The organism is Actinacidiphila yeochonensis CN732 (assembly GCF_000745345.1).
In the GTDB taxonomy this organism is placed as follows: Bacteria; Actinomycetota; Actinomycetes; order Streptomycetales; family Streptomycetaceae; genus Actinacidiphila; species Actinacidiphila yeochonensis.
Genome location: NZ_JQNR01000003.1, coordinates 743,200 through 767,005, shown reverse-complemented (window position 1 = coordinate 767,005; position 23,806 = coordinate 743,200). Strand labels below are relative to the sequence as shown.

At 72.6% G+C, this 23,806-nt stretch carries 13 protein-coding genes and 1 pseudogene; 9 read left to right on the top strand and 5 right to left on the bottom strand.

From position 1 onward, the window contains the following. Positions 1–25: 25 nt before the first annotated feature. Positions 26–1,933, bottom strand: a complete 1,908-nt coding sequence (locus BS72_RS04815; protein ID WP_037906658.1) for an arabinofuranosidase catalytic domain-containing protein — start codon at positions 1,931–1,933, stop codon at positions 26–28. A 140-nt stretch (positions 1,934–2,073) separates the two neighbouring features. Beyond that, positions 2,074–4,965, bottom strand: coding sequence for an RICIN domain-containing protein (locus tag BS72_RS04810; protein WP_063835958.1), 2,892 nt, complete (start codon positions 4,963–4,965; stop codon positions 2,074–2,076). Between the two features lie 606 nt (positions 4,966–5,571). Here BS72_RS04810 and BS72_RS04805 point away from each other — a divergent pair. From BS72_RS04805 to BS72_RS04765, 9 genes and pseudogenes are all read left to right on the top strand, one after another. Further along, positions 5,572–9,075, top strand: a complete 3,504-nt coding sequence (locus BS72_RS04805; RefSeq protein ID WP_078901010.1) for a lectin — start codon at positions 5,572–5,574, stop codon at positions 9,073–9,075. A 179-nt stretch (positions 9,076–9,254) separates the two neighbouring features. Beyond that, positions 9,255–11,179 (top strand): annotated as a pseudogene (gene dnaG, locus BS72_RS04800) (DNA primase). 92 nt (positions 11,180–11,271) lie between these two features. Next, positions 11,272–12,204, top strand: coding sequence for an ABC transporter ATP-binding protein (locus BS72_RS04795; RefSeq protein WP_078901009.1), 933 nt, complete (start codon positions 11,272–11,274; stop codon positions 12,202–12,204). After that, positions 12,201–13,049, top strand: coding sequence for an ABC transporter permease (locus tag BS72_RS04790; RefSeq protein WP_037906652.1), 849 nt, complete (start codon positions 12,201–12,203; stop codon positions 13,047–13,049). The genes BS72_RS04795 and BS72_RS04790 overlap by 4 nt, the downstream gene beginning before the upstream one ends. Before the next feature lie 82 nt (positions 13,050–13,131). Next, entirely contained in the window at positions 13,132–14,346 is a 1,215-nt protein-coding gene (locus tag BS72_RS04785) for a sensor histidine kinase (protein ID WP_037907670.1), read from the top strand. After that, positions 14,343–14,963: a response regulator gene (locus tag BS72_RS04780; protein WP_037906650.1), complete on the top strand. Its 621-nt coding sequence runs from the start codon at positions 14,343–14,345 to the stop codon at positions 14,961–14,963. Before BS72_RS04785 ends, BS72_RS04780 begins: the two co-directional genes overlap by 4 nt. Positions 14,964–15,262: 299 nt before the next feature. Beyond that, positions 15,263–16,534: an RNA polymerase sigma factor gene (locus BS72_RS04775; protein ID WP_407638924.1), complete on the top strand. Its 1,272-nt coding sequence runs from the start codon at positions 15,263–15,265 to the stop codon at positions 16,532–16,534. Positions 16,535–16,756: 222 nt separating this feature from the next. Further along, positions 16,757–17,407 carry a hypothetical protein gene (locus BS72_RS04770; RefSeq protein WP_037906646.1) on the top strand — a complete coding sequence of 217 codons (651 nt, stop codon included), beginning with the start codon at positions 16,757–16,759 and terminating at the stop codon, positions 17,405–17,407. A gap of 290 nt (positions 17,408–17,697) precedes the next feature. Further along, positions 17,698–18,441 carry a hypothetical protein gene (locus BS72_RS04765; protein WP_051950677.1) on the top strand — a complete coding sequence of 248 codons (744 nt, stop codon included), beginning with the start codon at positions 17,698–17,700 and terminating at the stop codon, positions 18,439–18,441. Positions 18,442–18,467: 26 nt separating this feature from the next. Here BS72_RS04765 and BS72_RS04760 read toward each other — a convergent pair whose 3' ends face one another. From BS72_RS04760 to BS72_RS04750, 3 genes are all read right to left on the bottom strand, one after another. Next, complete coding sequence (locus BS72_RS04760; RefSeq protein WP_037906642.1) at positions 18,468–19,403, bottom strand: DUF3048 domain-containing protein; 936 nt, start codon at positions 19,401–19,403, stop codon at positions 18,468–18,470. Between the two features lie 237 nt (positions 19,404–19,640). Next, complete coding sequence (locus BS72_RS04755) at positions 19,641–21,557, bottom strand: ABC transporter ATP-binding protein (protein ID WP_037907667.1); 1,917 nt, start codon at positions 21,555–21,557, stop codon at positions 19,641–19,643. Between the two features lie 194 nt (positions 21,558–21,751). Next, entirely contained in the window at positions 21,752–23,488 is a 1,737-nt protein-coding gene (locus tag BS72_RS04750; RefSeq protein ID WP_037906640.1) for an ABC transporter ATP-binding protein, read from the bottom strand. Between the last annotated feature and the right edge of the window lie 318 nt (positions 23,489–23,806).

The window sequence follows — 23,806 nt, the reverse complement described above, 5'->3', positions numbered from 1 at the left end:
GGACCCGGACCCGGGCCCGTCGGTCTCAGCCCAGGGTGAACTTCTGGGACGCCGTCCCGTTGCAGTCGTAGATCTGGAGCCGGGTGCCGTTGGCGGTGGCGCCGCTGGGGTCGTCGAGGCAGCGGCCGGACTGCGGGTTGTACAGCGACCCGTCGGAGCGCTGCTGCCACACCTGGCCGCCGACGCCGTTGCAGTCCCACAGCTCGACCTGCGTGCCGTTGGCCGTCCCGTTGCCGTTGATGTCCAGGCAGCGGCCCAGCGTCTCCAGCGAGCTGTTGGAGTTGTGGTACCAGTGCTGGTCGACCGCCCAGCTCTGGCAGCCCCACAGCTGCACCGCCGTGCCGTCGACTCCGATGTCGTCGGAGGCGACGTCCACGCAGCTTCCGCCGGGCGCGGCGATCGGGGCGCCGCCGTTGACCGAGAACTTCTGCGCCGCCGAGCCGTTGCAGTCGTAGATCTGGAGCCGGGTGCCGTTGGCGGTGGCGCCGCTGGGCGAGTCCAGGCAGCGGCCGGACTGCGGGTTGAGAAGCGACCCGTCGGCCTGCTGGACCCACTTCTGGCCGCCGACGCCGTTGCAGTCCCAGAGCTCGACCTGCGTGTTGTTCGCGGTGCCGTTGCCGTTGATGTCCAGGCAGCGGCCGATCGTGGACAGCGAGCCGTTCGCGTTGTGCGTCCAGTGCTGGTCCTCGGCGTACGACTGGCAGTTCCACAGCTGCACGGCCGTGCCGTTCACACCGGTGTCGTCCGCGGCCACGTCCACGCACTGCCCGCCGGGGCCGGTGACGGTGCCGGCGGGGCCGTTGGGCACATTGGTCTCACCGGAGTAGCCGACCGAGACGACGTTCGCCTGGACGGCGTTCTCGGTGGCGTCGCTCGGGTAGCCGGAGACCATCACGCCCTCGAAGAACGTGCCCATGTTGCGGTTGCTGTTGTCCCCGCCGGTGCCCAGGATGATGCCGCCCTCCTGGTGCATCGGCTGGTAGCCGCCGCGCGTCGGTAGCGCGCCGCTCCACCACGTACTCAGGCTTCCCGATTGGGAGTTGCCGCCCTTGAGCGCGTACGCCGTCTGCCCGTTGTCCTTCAGTACGGCGGTGACGAAGGCGCTGGAGTTGCCCTGGTTGGCGGTGTTGGAGCCGTTGTTCCCCTGGAACATGCCGTTCTCCATGTCGGCCTCGACCCAGGGGCCGCTGCCGGTGCACGGGGCGAAGAAGCAGGTGGTGGCGATGCTCAGGGCGTCCATGTGGCCGTTGCCGGTGTCGTACGGGGTGCTCTCGGCGTTGCCGTAGTCGAAGCAGCAGTCCGAGCCGACGTGGGTGCCGCTGGCCACCATGTAGGCGCCCTCGGCCTGGCCGTTGACGGCGACCCCGGAGGCCACGCCGGTGTAGCGGTAGCCGACGCCCGGGGAGATCCAGATGCCGTAGACCTTGTGGCCGCCCGCGCTGACCGAGATCTCGCTGGCGTCGGCGCCCCGGTCCGCGCCGCCCGCGCCGCCGGCCGGACCGGGCAGCAGGTCGTTGTGGCGCCCGGACTGGTCGTAGACCTTGGTGATCCGGCAGGTGGTGCCGCCGCAGAACTGGTCCTGCGCCTCCGCGTTGGCGTATCCGCCCTGCGCGAGCAGCCCGATGTCCTGCGTGGCGCCGTCCGAGGCGCGGGTGACCTGGTAGAGCGGCCCGTTGTACGAGGACAGCAGCGCCCGGGTGGTGCTGTGCGCGGCCACGCACGGGGTGCCGCCGGCGGCGTAGAGGTCGCAGGGCAGCGAGCCGGCCGCCTGCGAGGTGGCGGGCATCGCCACGAGCACGCCCAGCAGCAGCGCCAGCGTGCCCAGCACGGCGGCCAGCGGGCGGTGCAGGCGCTGCCTCAGCGTCCTGGCCGGGGTGGCGGCCCCGGTACACGCGGGTTCGGCGTGGAGCCGTCTTCTGCGAAGACCTGGCATCGGTCAACTCCTCACGGAGGGTGGGGGATGGAGGGGTCGCGGTGGTAGACGCGGGAGGGCGGCGGCGGGCGGGGCGCCGGCGGCGGGGTGGGGCTCCGGCTCGCCAAGGGGTCCGTCCGGCCGCGGTCCGGGGACGCGGCCTACAGGAAGCGCCACAGGTGGTCGGTGGTGCGGCTGTCCTCGTACTGCACGACCTGCGCGCTGTCGGCGGTGGACATGCCGTCCACGCCGAGCACCAGGCCGCTGTTGCCGTTCCGGACGCGGAACCAGCCGTCGCCGTTGTCGAGGAGGTGCCAGTAGTGGTCGGCGGTGCCGTTGTCGTGGTACTGCTGCACGGCGGCGCTGTCGGCGAGCGAGGCGTTGCTGACGGCCAGCAGCAGGCCGCTGTTCTGGTTCCTCACCGTGAAGCGGTTGTTGCCGAGGTCGGTGAACTGCCACAGGTGGTCGGCGGTGCCGTTGTCGGTGAACTGCACGACGTTCGCGCTGTCGGCGGTGGACTTGCCGGCCACGCCCAGCACCTTGCCGCTGTTCCGGTTCTGCACCCGGTACCAGGTGCCGGGCGTCACGGCGGCCCGCTGGGCGGCGACCGTCCACTGGAGGATGCCGCCGGAGACGCCCGGCGCGAGCTGCGCGACGACCCGCAGCGCGGTGCTGGTCACGGCGGTGAACGCCACCCGGTTGAAGGTGTTCGGCGCGGTGCCGTACGCGGAGGCTCCCGCGACCGGCTGCCAGGTGCTCCCGTCGAGGTACTCCACGTGCCAGGACGCCGGGACCCGGCACGAGCCGTGGCCGGTGTCGTCGTACCAGTAGACCGAGACGGCCGAGGCGGTCACCGGCGAGGACCAGGTGTACTGGGCCCACTCGGCGGTGCCGGTGTGGTCCCACCAGGTGAGGCGAGGATGCGACTGGTCGTAGGAACTCGACGGTACGTAGCCGCTGTTGATGGCGTTCACGGTGTCGCCCGACCAGCACCAGGAGGCGCTGGGGACGGCCGGCAGCTGCCAGTCCCAGCCGCCCGCGCCACCCGCGGCGATCAGCGGGAAGGAGCTGACGCGCAGGGCGGCCGCGCCCATCGGCACCAGGGTGACGGTCTCGGCCGCCATCGGGGAGTTGACCGGGCTCGGCTGGAGCGTGGTGACCACGTCCTGCGTGTCGCCCTGCCAGTTGGGGATCGCGCGGGCCTGCGCGGTGATCGCCACCGGGGTGCCCGCCTGGGTGAACGGGTTGCCGCTCGCCCCCGTCGTGACGGCCTCGTACGTGCCGGGAACCAGGCCGTAGTTCCAGGCGGAGGTGGGGAAGACCTCGCACTCCGCCCAGTGCGAGGCCGGGTCGCCCACGCGCACGACGTTCTCGCCGATCCGCAGCGAGTACGTCAGCGGGCCGCGGCTGACCGAGACGGAGTCGTGGTTGGCCGGCCAGCTCTGCGTCCTGACGTCCATCGGGAAGGACGCGGTGACCGTGTCGCCGTTGGCCCAGGCGCGGTTGACGGCCGCGAAGCCGGAGCCGGCGGTGGCCGTGACGGTCTGGCCGTTGACCTTCACCGAGGGGCTCGCGCACCAGGAGGGGAGGCGCAGGTAGAGCGGGAAGGCGGTGGTGCCGGACCCGGAGAGCGCGAGGGTCAGCGTCACCGTCTGGTCGAACGGGTACGAGGTGGTCTCGGTGACCGTGACCGGGGTGCCGGCGGCGCCCACCTTCGCGGTCACCGTCGTCGGCGCGTGGAGCACGGCCGCCAGGCCGTTGTCGGCGGTGGCCAGCCAGGCGTTCTCGGTGAAGTACGCCCAGCCCTGGCCGTAGTTGTGCGGGCAGCAGCGGTACGTGTCGACGCCGAGCAGGTACGCCTGCATCGAGAAGGTGTTGTCGAACTGGCCGAGGGTCTTGTCGTAGCCGTCGAGCTGAACCGAGTTGGCGCTGGTCGCGTAGTGCAGCGCCGTGTGGCCCGGCTCCATCGCGGCCGGCAGCGAGTTGAAGGCGAGGTTCTCGGTGCCCTCGGCCCAGCTGGGGTCGCCGGTCATCCGGACCATCGACTCGAAGCTCTGCATGTACTCGACGATGCCGCAGGTCTCGAAGCCCTGCCGCGGATCGCCGTACCCGGGGCGGGCGTTCTCGTCGCCCGCGAAGCCGCCGCCGGGGAACTGGCCGTAGGTGCCCTGGATCGCCGCGTAGTCCTGGTAGCTGGCCTGGGTCAGCGAGGAGTCGCCGCGCAGCGCCGCGTACGCCGGCTCGGTGAAGCCCTGCGCCAGGCTGACGTTGTGCAGCACCGGCAGGTTGTTCACGTAGTCGGCGCCGTTGGCGTGGATCCTGTCGGCGAGCGACAGCAGCGCGGTGTCGCCGGTGCGGGCGAAGAGCCAGTGCACGGTCGCCAGGTTGGTGGCCCAGCGGGACGCCGCCCAGCTCTGGTTGAAGGCGGAGGCGCCGAAGCCGTTCTGGTAGTGGAGGAAGGCGGTCAGCAGCGGGATGATCCGGCTGTCACCGCTCCACTCCTGGTAGGTGCACAGGGCCTGGAGCAGCGGCATGTAGGGCCAGAAGTCCGGGCCGCCGCCCAGCGAGGTGCGCAGGGCGGTCGGTCCGAAGAAGCCGTCGGACTGGGCGGTGGCGAGGATGCCCGCCACCCAGGTGGTCGTCTTGGACCGCAGCCCGGCGTCGCCGGTCACCCCTGCCAGCGAGGCCAACCCGCGTAGCCAGTAGGGGACTTCCTCCCATCCGGTCTGCGCCGGGTGCAGCCAGCCGGTGGTGGAGGTGTCCAGGAAGTGCGAGACCTGGTCGTAGGCGCCGGCGATCCCGGTGGTCTCCAGCGCCAGTTGCTGGGCCAGCCAGCCGGAGGCGCGCACGCTCCCCGAGGGCAGCTTCAGCAGCGGGGTGCGGCTCAGCCCCGACGGGAACGGGTGGTACAGCCCGCCACCGGAGGTGTCGCCCACCAGGGTGATGCGCGGGCCGCCGCCCGTGGCGCCCCACGCGGCGGTGACACCGCGTCCGGCCAGGGCGGCGGCGCCCAGCACGGCGGCCCCGCCGCGCAGGAAACTACGACGATCCATCACGACTCCAACTGCTCGGGGGCCGCTCCCTGACGGAGTGGCGGGTGGGGGGGTTCCGAGCCGCGTGACGCGGGTCTCCCACGGTTCCAGCGACGGAGGGCGGGGGAGCGAGGGGACTCCCGGCCGGATTCCAACGTTGGAGAACCGCGTTGACACTGAGCATGACAACACCTCGTCCCCCCGCTGTCCAGATCCCTGACACGACCCGCCTCCCGCCGGGATGCGGGCGATCTGCCGCGCCGGGCCCGGGTGGAGTGGGCCGGCCGAGGTGGGCGGGGCGGGCGACGGGAGGGCTGGTCCGGCTTTACAACGTGGGAAGGGGCCGTTGCGAGAGAGCGCTCTCCGGCCAAGTCGGAGCCGGGGCGCCCCGGGGTGTTGACAGGTTCGCGACAGCGTACGACAGTCACTCCGAATCCGGGCGCCGACATCGTTATCCACAGCCGGACGGTCCGAGTGTCCCGGACGGTCCGAAACGGCCCGAAACGGTCCGGGCCGTCCGGACGGTCCGAACAGGTCCGAACAGGTCCGACGGCGGTTGTCCGGCGGTTGTCCGACGCCGGCAGGTGCCCGCTCCCCCCTCCGTCCGCCCGCAGAGGCAGGTGCCCGATGGTGCGACCGGCACGACAGCAACGACCCGAACGGCTCGCGAGATCCGAGCCCTCCGGGCGACCCGAACCCTCGGGACGCCCCGAGGCTTTCGCCCGCCCCGAACCGGCGGCCCGCCCGTCGGCCGCCGGTGCCGCCCGGCGGCGCCGCGGGCCCCGCGCGGCCGGCCTGACCGGCCTGACCGGCGCGCTCGGCGCGCTGACGGCCGCGGCCCTGGCCGTCGTCGGCCTGGGCGCGCCCGCGGTGGCCCAGGCGCGGGCGGCGGCGCTGGTGACCGCGCCGGCCTCCCTCGTCAACCCGCTCATCGGCACCTCCAACGCCGCCGACGACTTCCCCGGCGCCGACGTGCCGTTCGGCATGGTGCAGTGGAGCCCGGACACCCCGTCCCGGCCGGACGGCGGCGGCTACGCGTACAAGGACACCTCGATCACCGGCTTCAGCCTCACCCACATCGCCGGGCCCGGCTGCGGTGCCGGCGGAGACGTCCCGGTGCTGCCGACCGTCGGAGCCGTCAGCACCTCGGCGACCGACGGCTTCTCGCACTCCAACGAGTCCGCCACGCCCGGCGCCTACACGGTGAAGCTGGCCAACGGCGTGACCACCGAGCTGACCACCACGACCCGCAGCGGCATGGCCCGCTTCACCTTCCCGTCCAGCACCCAGTCCAACCTGGTCTTCAAGCTGACGGGCAGCCAGAACGGCTCTTCCAGCACGCAGTTCACCCAGGTCTCCAGTACCGAGGTGAGCGGCCAGGTCACCAGCGGCAAGTTCTGCGGCGCCGGCAACAGCTACACCGTGTACTTCGACATGGTCTTCGACCGGCCCTTCGCCACCCAGGGCACCGCCGCCGCCACCGCCACCCCGAAGGCGTCGGCCCCGCTCACCGGGGCGGGCAAGAACGCCGCCGAGGAGCCCGGCCACCCCGTCCTGCACGGCGCCGCGCCCAAGAGCGCCGGCGCGTCGGCCAAGGGCGCCTCGGCCGGCAGCGCCGCGGCCCAGGACGCCAAGAGCGCCGCCGCCCCCGCCGCCGCGGCGAACAACGGCTACGTCACCTTCGACACCACCTCCAACCCCGTCGTGCAGGCGAAGGTCGGCGTCTCGTACGTCTCGGCCGCCGGAGCCGTCGCCAACCGGACCGCCGAGAACCCCGGTTGGGACTTCGACGGCACCCGCAGCGCCGCGCAGGCGTCCTGGAACTCCCTGCTGGGCAAGGTGCAGATCGCCGGCGGCACCTCCGACCAGCAGACGGTCTTCTACACCGCCCTCTACCACGCGCTGCTGCACCCGAACGTGATCAGCGACACCAACGGCCAGTACCCGGGCTTCGACGGCAAGACCCACACCGTCGACTCCGGCCACGGCGCCGCCTACGCCAACTACTCCGGCTGGGACGTCTACCGCTCCCAGGCCCAACTGGAGGCACTGGTCGACCCGCAGGCCGCCTCGGACACCGCCCAGTCGATGGTCGACGACTACGCCCAGACCGGCCAGTTCCCCAAGTGGTCCGAGGACAACGGCGAGTCGTACGTCATGGTCGGCGACCCGGCCGACGAGATCATCGCCGACTACTACGCCTTCGGCGCCCGCGGCTTCGACACCTCCACCGCGCTGACCGACATGCTCGCCGAGGCGCGGAACACCAACAACGACCGGCCCGGCCTGAACTACCTCGAACAGATCGGCTGGCTGCCCAGCGACGGCTCCTACGGCTGCTGCAACTTCTACGGCCCGGCCTCCACCACGCTGGAGTACAACTCCGCCGACTTCGCCGTCTCCGCGTTCGCCGGGGCCCTGGGCGACACCGCCGACCAGAGCGCGCTGGCCACCCGCGCCCAGGACTGGCACAACCTGTTCAACAGCGCGAGCGGGTTCATTCAGCCGCGCGACTCCTCCGGCGCCTGGACCGGCTCGTTCTCGCCGACCTCCGGCAACAACTTCGTCGAGGGCGACTCCTGGCAGTACACCCCGATGGTGCCCTTCAACGTGCACGGCCTGGCCACCGCCATGGGCGGTGACAGCAAGCTCGCGACCTTCCTGGACACCGACCTGTCCTCGCTCACCGGCGCCAACGGCTACACCGACCTCGGCAACGAGCCCAGCCTCAACATCCCCTGGGAGTACGACTACGTCGGCCAGCCCTACAAGACGCAGGCGACGGTGCGGAAGGTCCAGGACCAGATCTGGACCAACGGCCCGGCCGGCCTGGCCGGCAACGACGACCTGGGCGAGATGAGCTCCTGGTACGTCTGGTCGGCGCTCGGCATGTACCCGGAGACCCCGGGCACCGCCGACCTCGCCCTGGGCAGCCCGATGTTCACCACCGCCCAGATCACCCTGCCCAGCGGCAAGACCCTCACCGTCACCGGCACGGGCGCCGCCGACAACGCCCCCTACGTCCAGTCCGCCACCTGGAACGGCACCGCCTGGAACAACGCCTACCTGCCGACCGCCGCGCTCACCTCCGGCGGCGCGTTCACCGCCGTCCTCGGCACCAGCGCCGCCACCGGCTGGGCCTCCGGCGCCTCCGCCGCCCCGCCGTCGTACGCCGGCTCGCCGACGTACACCGACGTCGGCGTCTCGGACGACGCCTCGCCGGCCGCCGCGGACTTCGACGGCGTCGGCAACAGCTACTCCGCGCAGGCGCTGGCCGCGGCCGGAGCCAGCCCCGGGGCGAAGATCACCGCGGGCGGCACCACGTTCACCTGGCCCACCCCGGCCGCCGGCCAGCCGGACAACTACGAGGCGAACGGGCAGAGCGTCGCCGTCTCCGGCTCCGGCTCCATCGCCTTCCTCGGCGCCGCCAACCACGGCCCGTCCACCGGCACCGCCACCGTCCACTTCACCGACGGCACCACCCAGAGCGTCCAGCTGACCTTCTCCGACTGGACCCTCGGCGGCGGCAAGGCCACCCCCGCGGCCGGCGACACCACCGCGCTGACCACCAGCTACCGCAACAAGACGGGCGCCTCCTCCGAGCAGGTCGCCACCTACGTCTTCGCCACCGCGCCGGTCGCGCTGCCGTCCGGAAAGACCGCCGACTCGGTGCGGCTGCCCTCCGACACCAGCGCCGGCGGGCTGCACGTCTTCGCGATCGGCTTCGGCGGCGCCGCCGCGGCCGTCAGCGGGCCGATCACCTCCGGCGTCGACTCCACCCTGTGCGTCGACGACAACAGCAGCGGCACCACCAACGGCACCAAGGTCCAGATCTGGACCTGCAACGGCAGCGGCGCCCAGACCTGGACCATCGGCGGCGACGGCACCGTCACGGCGCTCGGCGGCTGCCTGGACGTGTCGAACTCCGGCACCGCCGACGGCACCAAGGTCCAGTGGTGGACCTGCAACGGCAGCGGCGCCCAGCAGTGGCAGCAGGGCGCCAACGGCTCCCTGGTCAACCCCGAGTCCGGCAAGTGCCTGGACGACCCGAACAGCACCACCACCACGGGCACGCAGCTGCAGATCTACACCTGCAACGGCAGCAGCGCCCAGCGCTGGAACCTCCCGTAGGGCCCGCGGGCCCAGCGGTACCCGGGGCGTCCGGGCGGCCCACCCGCCGCCCGGACGCCCCGGGGGAGCCGGGGGAGCCGCCCGCCGAGGGGCGTCACCGAACGCGTCCGGTCGACGACGTGCTGGTGGCGGCGGCCCGGCCGGACCGAGACGCGCTGGTCCGGCCGTAGACTGCTGGGGTGGCGGGACGGATCAGGGACGAGGACGTCAGAGCGGTACGGGACGCCGTCCCGATCGACTCCGTCGTCTCCGAGTACCTCCAGCTGCGCAGCGCCGGCGGCGGCAACCTCAAGGGCCTGTGCCCCTTCCACGACGAGAAGTCCCCGTCGTTCCAGGTCAGCCCCTCCAAGGGCCTCTACCACTGCTTCGGCTGCGGGGAGGGCGGCGACACCCTCGGCTTCGTGATGAAGGTGGACCACCTCTCCTTCACCGAGGCCGTGGAACGGCTGGCCGCGCAGGCCGGGATCACCCTGCGCTACGAGGAGGGCAGCCACGTCCCCGGCCGCCAGCAGGGCGAGCGGATCCGGCTGGTCGAGGCGCACAAGGCGGCGGCGGCGTTCTACATCGAGCAGCTGGGGACCGCCGAGGCCGAGATCGCCCGCGTCTTCCTGGCCGGCCGCGGCTTCGACCAGGGCGCCGCCGAGCACTTCAGCGTCGGCTACGCCCCGGCCGGCTGGGACCACCTGGTGCGCTACCTGCGCGGCAAGGGCTTCACCGACCGGGAGCTGATCACCTCGGGGCTGGCCTCCGAGAGCCGCCGCGGCGGCGCGATCGACCGCTTCCGGGGCCGGCTGATCTGGCCCATCCGCGACATCACCGGCGAGGTCGTCGGCTTCGGCGCCCGGCGGCTGCGCGAGGACGACCAGGGCCCGAAGTACCTCAACACCCCCGAGACGCCGCTCTACCACAAGTCCCAGGTGCTGTACGGGATCGACCTGGCGAAGAAGGAGATCGCCCGCACCGGCCGGGCCGTCGTCGTCGAGGGCTACACCGACGTCATGGCCTGCCACCTGGCCGGCGTCACCACCGCCATCGCCACCTGCGGCACCGCCTTCGGCGGCGACCACATCAAGATCCTGCGGCGGCTGCTGATGGACGACGCCACCGCCGAGGTCGTCTTCACCTTCGACGGCGACGAGGCCGGCCAGAAGGCCGCGCTGCGGGCGTTCGAGGACGACCAGAAGTTCGCCGCGGAGACCTCCATCGCGATCACCCCCGGCGGCATGGACCCCTGCGAGCTGCGGATCTCCGAGGGGGACGCGGCGGTCCAGCGGCTCATCGACGGCCGCACCCCGCTCTTCGCGTTCGCGCTGCGCTCCATCGTCGCCCGCTACAACCTCGACACCGACGAGGGGCGGGTGGCCGCCGTGGACGCGGCCGTCCCGGTGGTGGCGGCGATCAAGAACCAGGCGCTGCGCGACCGCTACGCGATCCGGCTGATCGGCATGGCCGGCATGGCCTCGCAGGCCGAGGAGCAGAGCATCATCCGGCGGGTGCGGGCGCTGGCCCGCGCCCGGGCCAACGGCGCGGCCGCCCCCCCGGGCAGGACCGGCGCCGGCCGGCCGGGGCGGGGCCGGGTACCGGGCCGGGTGCCGGGGCGCCCGCGGCGCCGCGCGGCCCGCGGCTGGACCTGCGCAGCCCCGCGCACCGCGTGGAGCGCGAACTGCTCAAGCTGGCCCTGCAGTTCCCCGCGCTGGTCGCGCCCGCGTTCGACGCCTACGGGGAGGACGAGTTCACCGGACCGCCCTACGCGGCGGTGCGGCGGGCCATCGCCGAGGCCGGCGGCACGGAGTTCGCCGACGGCGAGTACCTGACCCGGGTACGCGAGGCGGCCCCCGACGACACGGTGCGCGGCATGGTCACCGAACTGGCCGTCGAGCCGGTCATGCACAAGGTCCCGGAGGTCTACGCGGGCGAGGTGCTGGTGCGGGTGCGGGTGCTCGCCGTCGACCGCCGCGTCGCCCAGGTGCACGCCTCGCTGGCCCGGTTCGCGGCGCAGGGGCTGCCCTCCGACGCACCGGAGGCCGCGGCGGCGCACGGCGAGCTGTGGGCCCTCCAGCAGTACGCCCAGCGGCTGCGCACGCTCGGAGCCGCGGCACTCTGACCCGGCGGCTGCCCGCTGTCCACCGAACGGGGGACACCGGTCGGCCCGGGCGGCCGACACCCGGACCGCGGCCCGGGCGGCAGGCTGGCCGCATGACGGAGTACGCGGTACGGGTACGAGGGCTGCGCAAGCGGTACGGCGAGGTCGCGGCGGTGGACGGGGTGGACCTGGACATCCGGCGCGGCGAGGTGTTCGGCGTCCTGGGGCCGAACGGCGCGGGCAAGAGCACGACGGTCGGCATCCTGCTCGGCCACCGGGCCCGCGACGGGGGCCAGGTGGCGGTGCTGGGCGAGGACCCCGAGCGGGCCGGCCGCGCCTGGCGGGCCCGGATCGGCGTGGTGTGGCAGGACGAGTCCGCGGCCGAGGAACTGACGGTCGCCGAGACGCTACGGCACTTCGCCGGCTACTACCCGTGCCCGCGCGACCCCGAGGAGGTGATCGCGCTGGTCGGTCTCGAAGACCGGGCGGGCAGCCGCTCCAAGCAGCTGTCCGGCGGCCAGCGGCGGCGGCTGGACGTGGCCCTGGGGGTGATCGGCCGCCCCGAGCTGCTGCTGCTCGACGAGCCCACCACCGGTTTCGACCCGGTCGCCCGGCGGCGGTTCTGGGCGCTGGTGCGGACCCTCGCGGACGAGGGGACGACCATCGTGCTCACCACCCACTACCTGGAGGAGGCGGAGGAACTGGCCGACCGCCTCGCGGTGATCGCCGCCGGCCGGGTGCGCGCGGTGGGCGAGCCGGCCACCCTCGCCGGACGCGCGCGGGCCGCCGCGACCGTACGGTGGACGGAGCCGGGCGGCGGCCCGCGCGAGCTGGTGACCGCCACACCGACGGCCGAGGTCGCCGCGCTGGCCCGGCGGTTCGGCGGGGAGGTGCCGGAACTGCGCGTCATCCGACCGACGTTGGAGGACGTCTACCTGGAGCTGATCGAAACCGGCAAGGGCGCCGGTGGTGACCGACCCGGCGGAGAACACGAGCCGCGGCCGCGGCACGAGCAGCCGCGGCCCGGAGCGGAGGTGGCGCGGTGACCGCCCTCGGCGCCGGACCGGATACCGCCGACGTGCAACGTGAACGCCTCCCGGGAGCATGGCGGTTGGGCCTCTCGCGCGGCGCGCTGGAGCTGCGCCTCTTCTTCCGCCAGCGTGAACAGGTGGTCTTCACCTTCGCCTTCCCGATCGTCTTCCTCTTCCTCTTCGCCTCGATCTTCAGCGACGACATGGCAGGTACCGGTGCCACCGCCTCCCAGTACTACGTGGCGTCGATGACCGCCTCCGGGATCATGTCCACCAGCTTCCAGTCGCTGGGTGTGTCCATCGCCATCGAGCGGGACCAGCACGTGCTGCGGCGGTTGCGCGGCACGCCGATGCCGCCGGCCGCGTACTTCCTCGGCAAGGTCTGGCTGGTGCTGGTCACCGGGCTGCTGGAGACCGCGCTGCTGCTGGCGTTCGGCACCGCCGTCTACGGCGTCGACCTGCCGGACAGCCTCACCGGCTGGCTCACCTTCGGCTGGATCTTCGTCCTCGGCATCACCGGCTGCGCGCTGCTCGGCATCGCCGTCAGCAGCGTCCCGAAGTCCGCCCGCAGCGCCACGTCGGTGGTCGTCCTTCCCTTCCTGGTACTGGAGTTCATCTCGGGGGTCTACATCCTCGTGGACACCGTGCCACGCTGGATGCTCACCGTCGGGGCGTTCTTCCCCCTGAAGTGGCTCTGCCAGGGGCTGCGCGGGGTGTTCCTCCCGTCGGCCGCCGCCGCGCTGGAGCCGGCGGGCAGTTGGGAGTACGGGCGGACCGCGCTGGTACTCGGGGCGTGGTGCGTGGGAGGGCTGGTGCTGTGCCTGCTGACCTTTCGGTGGAGCGGCCGGGACGAGCGGTGACCCGGAGCGGTGACAGCGGTGGCGGTGGTGACGGCGGCGGCGCGGGGCCGGCGGCCGACGGCACGGGGACACGGTGAACGCGGTGGCGCGCGGGACCGCGGGGGAGACCGGGGTCCACGTCTGGGAGCGGACCTTCCTGCCGTGGGACTGCTACTTCGCGGCGGCGTGGGCGGCGACCGGACTGTTCGCCCTCGCCGCCGAGAAGCCCGCAGAACCGGTCCGCCTCGCCGCCGTCGCCCTCCTCGCCCTCCTCATCCCCTGGTACGCCGCCGTCGGACGGCCGCTGATGACCGCCCCCGCGGTGAGCGTCAGACAGGTCGCGCGCTACCTCACCGTGCTCGTCCTGGTCTTCCTGGCGGCCACGTTCCTCGTCGCCGAAGTGCGCCTGGGCACCTTCGCGATGGTGCCGCAGTGCTTCATGCTGCTGCGGCTGCGCGCGGCGCAGGCCACCGCCGCGGTGATCAACGCGGTGCCCGTCGCCGGCTGGGCGCTGCTGTGGCGGCCCGCCGGACAGGACCTCTTCTACAACGCCATGTCCGCACTGGCGACCCTGGTGTTCTCCGTGGTGGTCGGCAGCTGGATCATCCGCATCATCGAGCAGAGCAGCGAACGCGCGCTGATCCTGGAGGAGTTGCGGGCGAGCCGGGAGGAGGTGGCGCGGCTGTCCGCGGAGCGCGGGACGCTGGCCGAACGGGAGCGGCTGTCCCGGGAGATCCACGACACCCTCGCGCAGGGCTTCACCAGCCTGCTGATGCTGGTCCAGGCCGTCCAGTCGGAGGTGCGCCGCGATCCCGAACAGGCCCTGCGGCACCTGGAACTGATGGCCGACACCGCCCGGGAGAACCTCGCCGAGGCGCGCGCCCTGGTGGCCGGCGGCGTGCCCGCCGACCTGGCCGGCGGCACGCTGCCCGACGCGGTGCGGCGGCTCGCCGCCCGGCACGCCGAGCAGTCCGGGGCGGCGGCCGCCGTCGACGTCACCGGGGTCGTCCGCGCCCTGCCCGCGGCCGTCGAGGTGGTGGCCCTGCGTGCCTGCCAGGAGGCGCTGGCCAACGTCCGCCGCCACGCCGGCCCGGCCGTCCCGGTCCACCTCACCCTCGCCTACGGGGAGGCGGAGCTGGCGGTGACGGTACGCGACGAGGGCTGCGGCTTCGACACCTCCGCCGCGTCCGGTCCGGGCTACGGACTGCCCGGACTGCGCTCCAGAGCGGCGGAGTTGGGCGGCCGGGCCGAGGTGTCCGGCGCGGTGGGCAAGGGGGTGACCGTGTCCCTGACGCTGCCGGCGGGCGCCGCCCGGTGATCCGCGTGCTGCTCGCCGACGACCACCCCGTCGTACGCCAGGGCCTGGCCGCCATGCTCGGCTCGGAGCCGGACCTGGAGGTGGTGGGCGAGGCATCCAACGGCCCGCAGGCAGAGGCGCTGGCGGCGACGCTGCGCCCCGACATCGTCCTGATGGACCTGCGGATGCCCGGCGGCGGCGGAGCGGAGTCCACCGGGCGCATGACGGCGGCCGGGCTGCCCTGCCGGGTGATCGTACTGACGACGTACGAGTCGGACGGCGACATCCTGCGGGCGGTCGAGGCGGGCGCCGCCGGTTACCTGCTGAAGGACGTCTCGCCCGCCGAACTCGTCGGCGCCATCCGAGCGGCGGCCCGAGGCGAGACCGTCCTCGCCCCCTCCGTCGCCGCCCGGCTGGTCGACCGGCTGCGCACCCGCACGGAGCAGCCCCGGCTGTCGGAGCGCGAGACGTCGGTGCTGCGGCTGGTCGCGGAGGGCTGTACCAACGCCGAGATCGGACGGCGCCTGTTCATCGGCGAGTCCACCGTCAAGACCCACCTGCTGCGCGCCTTCACCAAGCTCGGCGTCGCCGACCGCACCGCCGCCGTCACCAGCGCGATGCGCCACGGCCTGCTCTAGTGCCGCTCCCGGCAGGGTGTGCCCCGCTCGCCGCCCTGGCACGGCCGTCCGCCGCGTTGCCGTACCGGCCGAGCAGGCCCACTACGAGGCCGGTTCGGCGCCTTGCGGCTGACCGCACCGGGACACCTCGCTACCGGGCGAACCGTGCCGGTCGCGGCACTGGCCGGCCGGCCGGTGCCCGACGGCGGGCGTGCGCCGGGGCGGTGCCGGAGTAACGGGAGGTCGCGTCACCAGGTGGACGCGCCCGTTCACGCGGGGTGAAAAAAGCCCGCGCACGACTCTCGTGGCGGAGCGGCGTCGTGGGCCAGACTGGGGACGGCGCCGAGCCCTGGCCGAGCCCACGCCGAGCCCTCTCCCGAGCCCAACGACGCGCTCATCCGGAGGTCGCTTCCGTGCAGACGCAAGCCCAGACCACGCCCCCCGCCGCTGTCCCGGCCGGGCCGGACACCCTGTCCGGTGCGGCACTTCGGGTGCCCGAACAGCGCCCCGTACAGGCCGCGTTACCGAACGGCGGACCGGAGGGGCAGGACGGGCCGGAAGGGCGGGACAGGCCGGACCCGTTCGGCGAACCTGCGGACGGCGGCGAGCCGGATGGGCAGGTGGGCGCGGCCGAGCCCGAGGAGGCCGAGCCCCCGCGGCGGGAGGAGGCGGCGGCGCCGGCCGCGGACCTCTTCCGGCAGTACCTGCGGGAGATCGGCCGCATACCGCTGCTGACCGCCGTACAGGAGGTGGAGCTCGCCCGGCAGGTGGAGGCGGGCCTCTTCGCGGAGGAGCGGCTCACCGCCCTCCCCGGCCCGGGTCCGGAGCCGGTGCTCGCGGCGGATCTGGACCGCCTGGTGGTGGCCGGCAGGATGGCCAAACGGCGCCTCATCGAGGCCAACCTGCGCCTGGTGGTGTCGGTGGCGAAGCGGTACACCGGGCGCGGCCTCACCATGTCCGACCTGGTCCAGGAGGGCAACCTCGGCCTGATCCGCGCGGTGGAGAAGTTCGACTACGCCCGCGGCTACAAGTTCTCGACCTACGCCACCTGGTGGATACGCCAGGCCATGACCCGCGCCCTCGCCGACCAGGCCCGCACCATCCGCGTTCCCGTCCACGTGGTCGAACTGATCAACCGCACCGTCCGGGTCCGCCGCCGGCTGCACCAGGAGCACGGTGCCGAGCCGAGCCTGGACGACGTGGCCGCCCAGCTCGGCCTGCCCGCCGAACGGGTGGCCGAGGTGTTGCGGCTGGCACAGGAGCCGGTCTCGCTGCACGCGCCGGTCGGCGAGGAGGACGACCTCGCCCTCGGCGACCTCATCGAGGACGGCGACGCCACGTCCCCCGTGGACTCCGCGGCGTTCCTGCTGCTGCGCGAGCACCTGGACGCGGTCCTCTCCACCCTCGGCGAACGCGAGCGCCGCGTCGTCCAGCTCCGCTACGGCCTGGCCGACGGCCGCCCCCGCACGCTGGAGGAGATCGGCGGCCTCTTCGGCGTCACCCGCGAGCGCATCCGCCAGATCGAGTCCAAGACCCTCGGCAAACTCCGTCACCACACCTACGCCGAGCAGCTCCGCGGCTACCTCGACTGACGTCCGCGCGCGCCTGCCCGTTCGCCCGACCGTCTTCCCGTCCGCCAGTCCTCACGTCGGTTGCGGAAAGGCCGCGGAACGGCATGTTCCGTGCAACTGACCGATTCCGGCACGCGGGCGCTTGGGTAGTGTGGTGCGCAAGTGTGAGGGGATCGCGGGTGGGGGCCTGGGTGAAAAGCCCCTTTCGGCGGTTCCTGCCGATTCAACAGGAGCTTGCTGCCCATGCGTTCACGTATCGCGATCGCCACCCTCGGTGTGGCGGCATCCACCGTCCTGCTGGTGTCCGGGTGCGGGGGCTCGAAGAGCAACGACACCATCAAGCAGCCGACGACGAGCCCGCCGTCCAGCTCCGCGTCGGCTTCGACGTCTCCCTCGGCGACGACCGCAGCGGCCGGGCGTCCGACGATCACCTTCCCGTCGTACGCCAAGAACGTTTTCGAGGACCAGCACACCGGAGATCCGGTCAAGGACGAGATCCTCGCGGACAACGCGCAGTGGGTCGATTCCATGGACGACGCCATCTTCCAGGGCACAACGAAAACGAAGGCGTTGAGTTTCTACAGCACCGGCAAGGCTCTCACGTCGGCTATTAGCTATGTGAAGGGTTACACCAAGGACGGCTCCAAATGGGCAGGAACAACGAGGTTTTTCGATCGTAAGGTCACGCTCCTGGGGTCCGACGAAGCCTCAGTGATCTACTGCTCCGACGAGAGCAAGTCCTGGATCACGACTCCAGGTAAGCCCGTCGACAGCTCGCCCGCCGACGCCAGTAGCTACGTGCTGTACAACATGGATCTGAAGAAGAACGCGCAGGGCGTGTGGCAGACAGACAACGGCACTTCTGTCCGGGGAGCGAAGCAATGCCAGCCGTAATGCGCATGGGTGGGACTGTCGGACTCGTCGTTGCGATAGCAGTCCTCGCGCTGTGTGGCCCAGCCGATGCCGTCGGCCGTGGCAGTCGCGGGACCTTCACCACCGCGAAACCGAGTGGCAGCGGAGCTTCGGACGCCAAGACGGGACTCATCAACGCCACCGTCGGCGTGCAGTACGACACGTCGAAGAACGGGACGGCAAGTGGCGGGAACCCCGTCGGGCCGGTGACGCCGGTGGGGAACTGGTCGCCGCCTCCGTGCTGGTATCAGCCGACCTACACACCCGAGAAAATGAAGGAGGAGGAGGAGACGGTCTGGGCCGAGGCGTCGCCGAGCGAGGAGTGGAAGCAGAGCCAGCGGGACCGGTACCAGAACGGGAAGCCCTACACGAACTTCAACCTGGACCAGCAGGGGAAGGGCTACTTCTGGGAGGGTTACTCGCCGCCGGAGAACGCGGATGTGCCTGGGGCCGAAGCGTGCGCCGACGAGCCTTTCTGGGTGCCGATCGGGAAAACACCGGAGCACAAGAACGCTGTCACGCCCGAGATCCTCGCGGAGTTGGCGTACAAGGCCATCCTGATCCCGCAGGGCACGGCCCAGTTGAACCCGGCGGGCACGCAGACGGTGAACCTGCCGACGTGGGTGTGGATGGACGGGAAGTCCTTCCACCCCGTCTCGGTGCGGGCGTATCTGCCGGACTACGGGGTGGAGGCGACGACGACCGCGACGCCGGTGAGTATGCACATCGACCCGGGGACGTCGGACGCGCGGCTGTACCCGGCCTCGGGGACCTGCCGGTTGGGCGCGGACGGGACGTTGGGCACCGCGTACCAGCCCGGGGACGACGGGGAGCCGCCGTGCGGGGTGACGTATCTGCGGTCCTCGGACAGCGGCTCGTACCGGATGACCGTCACGGTGACGTGGCGGATCAGTTGGACGGGGACGGGCCAGACGGCGCCGAAGGCGCTGCCCACCGGGAGGTTCGGCGCGTCCCAGGACGTCACCGTGCAGGAGATCCAGACCGTCAACCGCTGAGTCGACGGCGGGGCTCCCAAGGCAGTTCAGGACGGGGTCAGGACGATCCAGGTGCGGCCGGGGTGGAGTTGGGCGGGGTGGCCGTCGGCGGTGTAGGTGGTGCCGTCGGCGGGGGAGGGGCGGGACCAGCGCAGGGGGTAGGAGCGGCCGTTGCGCAGCAGGGTCGCGGAGCCGTTGCCGACGGTCTGGCTGAACGGGACGAAGCCGGTACGGCTGTGGTACTGGGACTGCTTCACCTGGACGTGCTGGACGATGACGTTGTCGGCCGTCCACGGGGACCCGGTGCCGTCCATGGCGACGCGGTAGTGCGTGCCGGTCCAGGTGAAGGCGAAGCGGGCCGCGGGCATCGCCGCCGAGGCGGAGGCGCGGGCGGTGCCGCCGGCGGGGACGGCCGAGGAGAAGCGCAGGCCGATGTCCTTGGCCGGTCCGGCCCCCGCGGTCAGGCCGGCCGGGCGCAGGTACTCGTTGTGCGGCGCCGGGCGGTCGGAGGAGCGGAAGAACGCGCGGGTGCCGGTGCGGGCGACGATGGCGCGGCTGCCCTGGAGGACCGGTAGGAGCTTGCTCTGCGCTCCGGAGAACGCCAGGGCCGGGTGGTCGTACTCGGCGAGGAGTTGGAGGTCGGTCTCGCGGGCGCTGCGGACCGGGCCGACCACGGACGGCAGGTGCCGGTCGTCGAAGACCGCCATCAGCCGCGACAGGCCGCCCTCGACCTCGATGGCGTAGACCAGGTCGGCGTCGTTCAGGCCGGTCTGCGGGCGGGCCGCGGCCACGTTGTCGACCTTCACCGCCAGCACCCGCCCGGCCTGCCCGGGTTCGCCGGTCAGCACGTTGCGGGCGGGCGCCGTGGTGCGCCGCCCGCCCCCGTCCTGGCCGGTGGTGCCGGTGGTGGCCGTACAACCCGCCGCGAGGGCGAGTGCCAGCACGGCTGCCGCCCCCGCTCCGCGTACGCGCCGAGCCCTCATGGCTGCTACTCCCTTGCCAGGCGGCGGTGGGGCCGCCGCCCGGCGCCGGCCGGGGCGCACCGGGCGGCCTCCCTCCATGGTGGACCCGCCGACGCGGAACCCCCAGTCGGGAACCGGCCGCCCTCCGGGTTCCGGCCGCCCTCCCGGATTCCGGCTCCGGGACCGGTCGCCCGGCCCCGGCGCCCCTGCCGACGGCCGCCAGGCGCCCTCAGAGGGCCCCTGGAGCCCCCAGCGGCCTCAGTCGACCTCCGCGACCGCCTGCGCGAACTGCGCCGCGTACAGCCGCGCGTAGGCCCCCTTCGCGGCCAGCAGCTCGTCGTGGGTGCCCTGTTCGACGATCGACCCGGACTCCATCACCAGGATCACGTCCGCGTCGCGGATCGTGGACAGCCGGTGCGCGATCACGAAGCTGGTCCGGCCGTGGCTGAGCTTGGCCATCGCCCGCTGGATCAGCACCTCCGTGCGGGTGTCCACCGAGCTGGTCGCCTCGTCCAGGACCAGGATCACCGGGTCGGACAGGAACGCGCGGGCGATGGTGATCAGCTGCTTCTCGCCGGCGCTGACCCCGGTGCCCTCGTCGTCGATGACGGTGTCGTAGCCGTTCGGGAGGGTCCGCACGAAGCGGTCGGCGTGGGCGGCCCGCGCGGCCTCCTCGATCTGTTCGCGGGTGGCGCCCTCGTGGCCGTAGCCGATGTTCTCCGCGATGGTGCCGCCGAACAGCCAGGTGTCCTGGAGCACCATCCCGATCGACGCGCGCAGCTCCTCGCGGGACATCGCGGAGATGTCCGTGCCGTCCAGCGTGATCCGGCCGCCGGAGACCTCGTAGAACCGCATCAGCAGGTTCACCAGGGTGGTCTTGCCGGCGCCGGTCGGGCCGACGATGGCCACCGTGTGGCCGGGCTCGACCTTCAGCGACAGCTTGTCGATCAGCGGCTTGTCCGGCAGGTAGCGGAAGTCGACGTTCTCCAGCGCCACCCGCCCGCGCAGCCGCTCGGGACGGGCCGGGGCCACCGGCTCGGCCGACTGCTCCTCGGCGTCGAGGAGTTCGAAGACCCGCTCGGCCGAGGCCACCCCGGACTGGATCAGGTTGGACATGCTCGCCACCTGCGTCAGCGGCTGGCTGAACTGGCGGGAGTACTGGATGAACGCCTGCACGTCGCCGATGGACAGCGTGCCCGACGCCACCCGCAGTCCGCCGACCACCGCCACCAGCACGTAGTTGACGTTGCCGATGAACATCATCAGCGGCTGGATCGTGCCGGAGAGGAACTGCGCCCGGAACGCCGACTGGTAGAGCGCCTCGTTCTGCTCGTCGAACGCCGCCGCGGACTCCCCGGCGCGGCCGAAGACCTTCACCAGCGAGTGGCCGGAGTACATCTCCTCGATGTGGGCGTTGAGCTTGCCGGTGGTCTTCCACTGCTGCACGAACTGCGGCTGGGCCCGCTTGCCCACCCGGGTCGCCACCAGCAGCGTCAGCGGCACCGTCACCAGCGCCACCAGGGCCAGCAGCCACGAGATCCAGAACATCATGGCCAGTACGCCGACGATGGTGAGGACCGAGTTCACCAGCTGGCCGGTGGTCTGCTGGAGGGTCTGGCTGACGTTGTCGATGTCGTTGGTGGCGCGGCTGAGCACCTCGCCGCGCGCCTGCTGGTCGAAGTAGGACAGCGGCAGCCGCGCCAGCTTGGCCTCGACGTCCCGGCGCAGCCGGAACACCAGCCGGTTGACGACCTTCGTGGAGGTGCGCATCGCGAACACGCTCAGCGCCGCCGAGGCCAGGTAGACGCCCAGCGCCAGCAGCAGCACGCCGCCGATGACGTGGAAGTCCATGCCGTGGCCCGGGGTGAAGTCGACACCCGAGAGCACGTCGGCGACGGCGCCTTGGCCGTGCGCCCGCAGGTACTCCAACGCCTGCTGCTTGCTCGTGCCGTGGACCTGCCGGCCGATCACCCCGGCGAAGACCAGGTCGGTGGCGTGGCCGAGGATGCGCGGCCCGGTCACCGACAGGGCCACGCTCCCCGTGCCCAGCAGCAGCACCAGGCAGAGCCACAGCCGGTCCGGGCGGGCCAGGCCCAGCAGCCGCCGCAGCGAGCCCTTGAAGTCGATGGACCGCTCGACCGGGCCGCCGCTCATGAAGCGGCCCGGGCCGCCCATCGGGGCCGGGCCGCGCCGCACGGGCGGCCTGCCGCCCGGAACGGCTCCGGCTCCGGGGCCGGGCCGGGGACCGGAGCCGGGACCCGCCGCCTTCGCACCGCCCGCGGCCGGGGCGGCGCCGGGGGCGGCGGCGACAGGGGCGTTGTCCGGGGCACTGCCGGGGGCGCCCTTGGGGGTGTTCTCCGCGGTGTCGCTCACGCCGCCGCCTCCTGTTCCGTCAGCTGGGACAGCACGATCTCCCGGTACGTGTCGTTGCCCGCCATCAGCTCGGCGTGGGTGCCGGCACCGACGACCCGGCCCTCGTCGAGGACGACGATGCTGTCGGCGTCGCGGATGGTGGACACCCGCTGGGCGACGATCACCACCGTCGCCTCCGCCGTCTCCCGGGCCAGCGCCTTGCGCAGGGCCGCGTCGGTGGCGTAGTCGAGCGCGGAGAAGGAGTCGTCGAACAGGTAGATCTCCGGCTTGCGCACCAGGCAGCGGGCGATGGCCAGCCGCTGCCGCTGCCCGCCGGAGACGTTGCCGCCGCCCTGCGCGATCGGGGCGTCCAGGCCGCCCTCCAGCTTCTCCACGAAGTCCTTGGCCTGCGCCACCTCCAGGGCGTGCCACAGCTCCTCGTCGGTGGCGTCGGGCCGCCCGTACCGCAGGTTGCTGGCCACGGTGCCCGAGAACAGGTACGGCTTCTGCGGCACCAGCCCCACGGTCCGCGCCAGCAGCTCCGGTTCGAGCCGGGCGACGTCCTCGCCGTCCACGAGCACTCGGCCGCCCGTCGCGTCGTACAGCCGCGGCACCAGGCCGAGCAGGGTCGACTTGCCGCTGCCGGTGGAGCCGATCACCGCCGTCGTCCGGCCCGGCCGGGCCTCCAGGCGCACCCCGCGCAGCACCGCGGCCTCGGCGCCCGGGTAGGCGAAGTCGACGTCGTCCAGCAGCAGGTGGCCGTGGCGCAGCAGCTTGGTCACCGGTGCGGCCGGGGGCGCCACGCTCGACTCGGTGTCGAGCACCTCCTGTATCCGCTCGGCGCACACCTCGGCGCGCGGCACCATCATGAACATGAAGGTGGCCATCATCACCGACATCAGGATCTGCATCAGGTAGCTGAGGAACGCGGTCAGCGCGCCCACCTGCATCCCGCCGCTGTCGATCCGGTGGGCGCCGAACCACAGCACGGCCACGCTGGAGAAGTTCACGATCGCCATCACGGTCGGGAACATCAGAGCCATCAGCCGGCCGGTGGCCAGGGACACGGCGGACAACTCGTCGTTGGCACCGCCGAAGCGGCGCTGCTCGTAGTCGTCCTTGACGAACGCCCGGATCACCCGGATCCCGGTGATCTGCTCGCGCAGCACCCGGTTGACGGTGTCGACGCGCTTCTGCATCGTCCGGAACAGCGGGCGCATCCGCCGGACGATCAGGCTGACCGCCACGCCCAGCACCGGCACCACGGCCAGCAGCAGCGAGGACAGCGGCACGTCCTGGCCCAGCGCCATGATGATGCCGCCGACGCACATGATCGGCGCCGACACCATGAGCGTGAAGCTCATCAGCACCAGCATCTGCACCTGCTGCACGTCGTTGGTGGTGCGGGTGATCAGCGACGGCGCCCCGAACCGGCCGACCTCGCGGGCGGAGAACCGCTGCACCTGGTCGAAGACGGACTTGCGCACGTCGCGGCCGAGCGACATCGCGGTGCGGGCGCCGAAGTAGACCGCGCCGATCGCGCAGACCATCTGCCCGACGGTCACACCGAGCATCACCCCGCCCATGCCCAGGATGTAGCCGGTGTCGCCCTTGACCACCCCGTTGTCGATGATGTCGGCGTTGAGGGTGGGCAGGTACAGGGCGCCGATGGTCGACAGCAGCTGGAGGACGACCAGCAGGCCGATAGGTCGCTTGTACGGCCGCAGATGGGACCGCAGGAGTCGGATCAGCACGCGGGCTTCCTCGGGATCGGGGCGGCTACGGGCGGCTACGGGGACGGCTTCACGGCTACGGGCCGGCCGGTTCGCGGTGGCTGCGGGGGAGGGGAGGGCTCAGGGGCGGGGGTGGGCGGGGTCGGTGTCAGGCGGGTCGGGCCGTGTCCGGGCAGGGGGGTGGCTCGGACGCCGACGGGAAGGACGCCGGGCTGCCCCGCCGGGTTGAGCCACGTGCTGTGCGGCCTGGTGCCGGCGGTGCCTGGAGGTGCCCGGCGGCGGATCACCCTATCGCCCGGACCTGTCAGAGCGTTACGTCCCTCGGCACGCACCGAACGG

Excerpts from the sequence above, each read along its gene's own strand:
- BS72_RS04805 (WP_078901010.1), top strand. The coding sequence starts at position 5,572 with ATGGTGCGACCGGCACGACAGCAACGACCCGAACGGCTCGCGAGATCC.
- BS72_RS04795 (WP_078901009.1), top strand. The coding sequence starts at position 11,272 with ATGACGGAGTACGCGGTACGGGTACGAGGGCTGCGCAAGCGGTACGGC.
- BS72_RS04810 (WP_063835958.1), bottom strand. The coding sequence starts at position 4,965 with ATGGATCGTCGTAGTTTCCTGCGCGGCGGGGCCGCCGTGCTGGGCGCC.
- BS72_RS04760 (WP_037906642.1), bottom strand. The coding sequence starts at position 19,403 with ATGAGGGCTCGGCGCGTACGCGGAGCGGGGGCGGCAGCCGTGCTGGCA.
- BS72_RS04765 (WP_051950677.1), top strand. The coding sequence starts at position 17,698 with ATGAAGGAGGAGGAGGAGACGGTCTGGGCCGAGGCGTCGCCGAGCGAG.
- BS72_RS04770 (WP_037906646.1), top strand. The coding sequence starts at position 16,757 with ATGCGTTCACGTATCGCGATCGCCACCCTCGGTGTGGCGGCATCCACC.
- BS72_RS04815 (WP_037906658.1), bottom strand. The coding sequence starts at position 1,933 with ATGCCAGGTCTTCGCAGAAGACGGCTCCACGCCGAACCCGCGTGTACC.
- BS72_RS04755 (WP_037907667.1), bottom strand. The coding sequence starts at position 21,557 with ATGGGCGGCCCGGGCCGCTTCATGAGCGGCGGCCCGGTCGAGCGGTCC.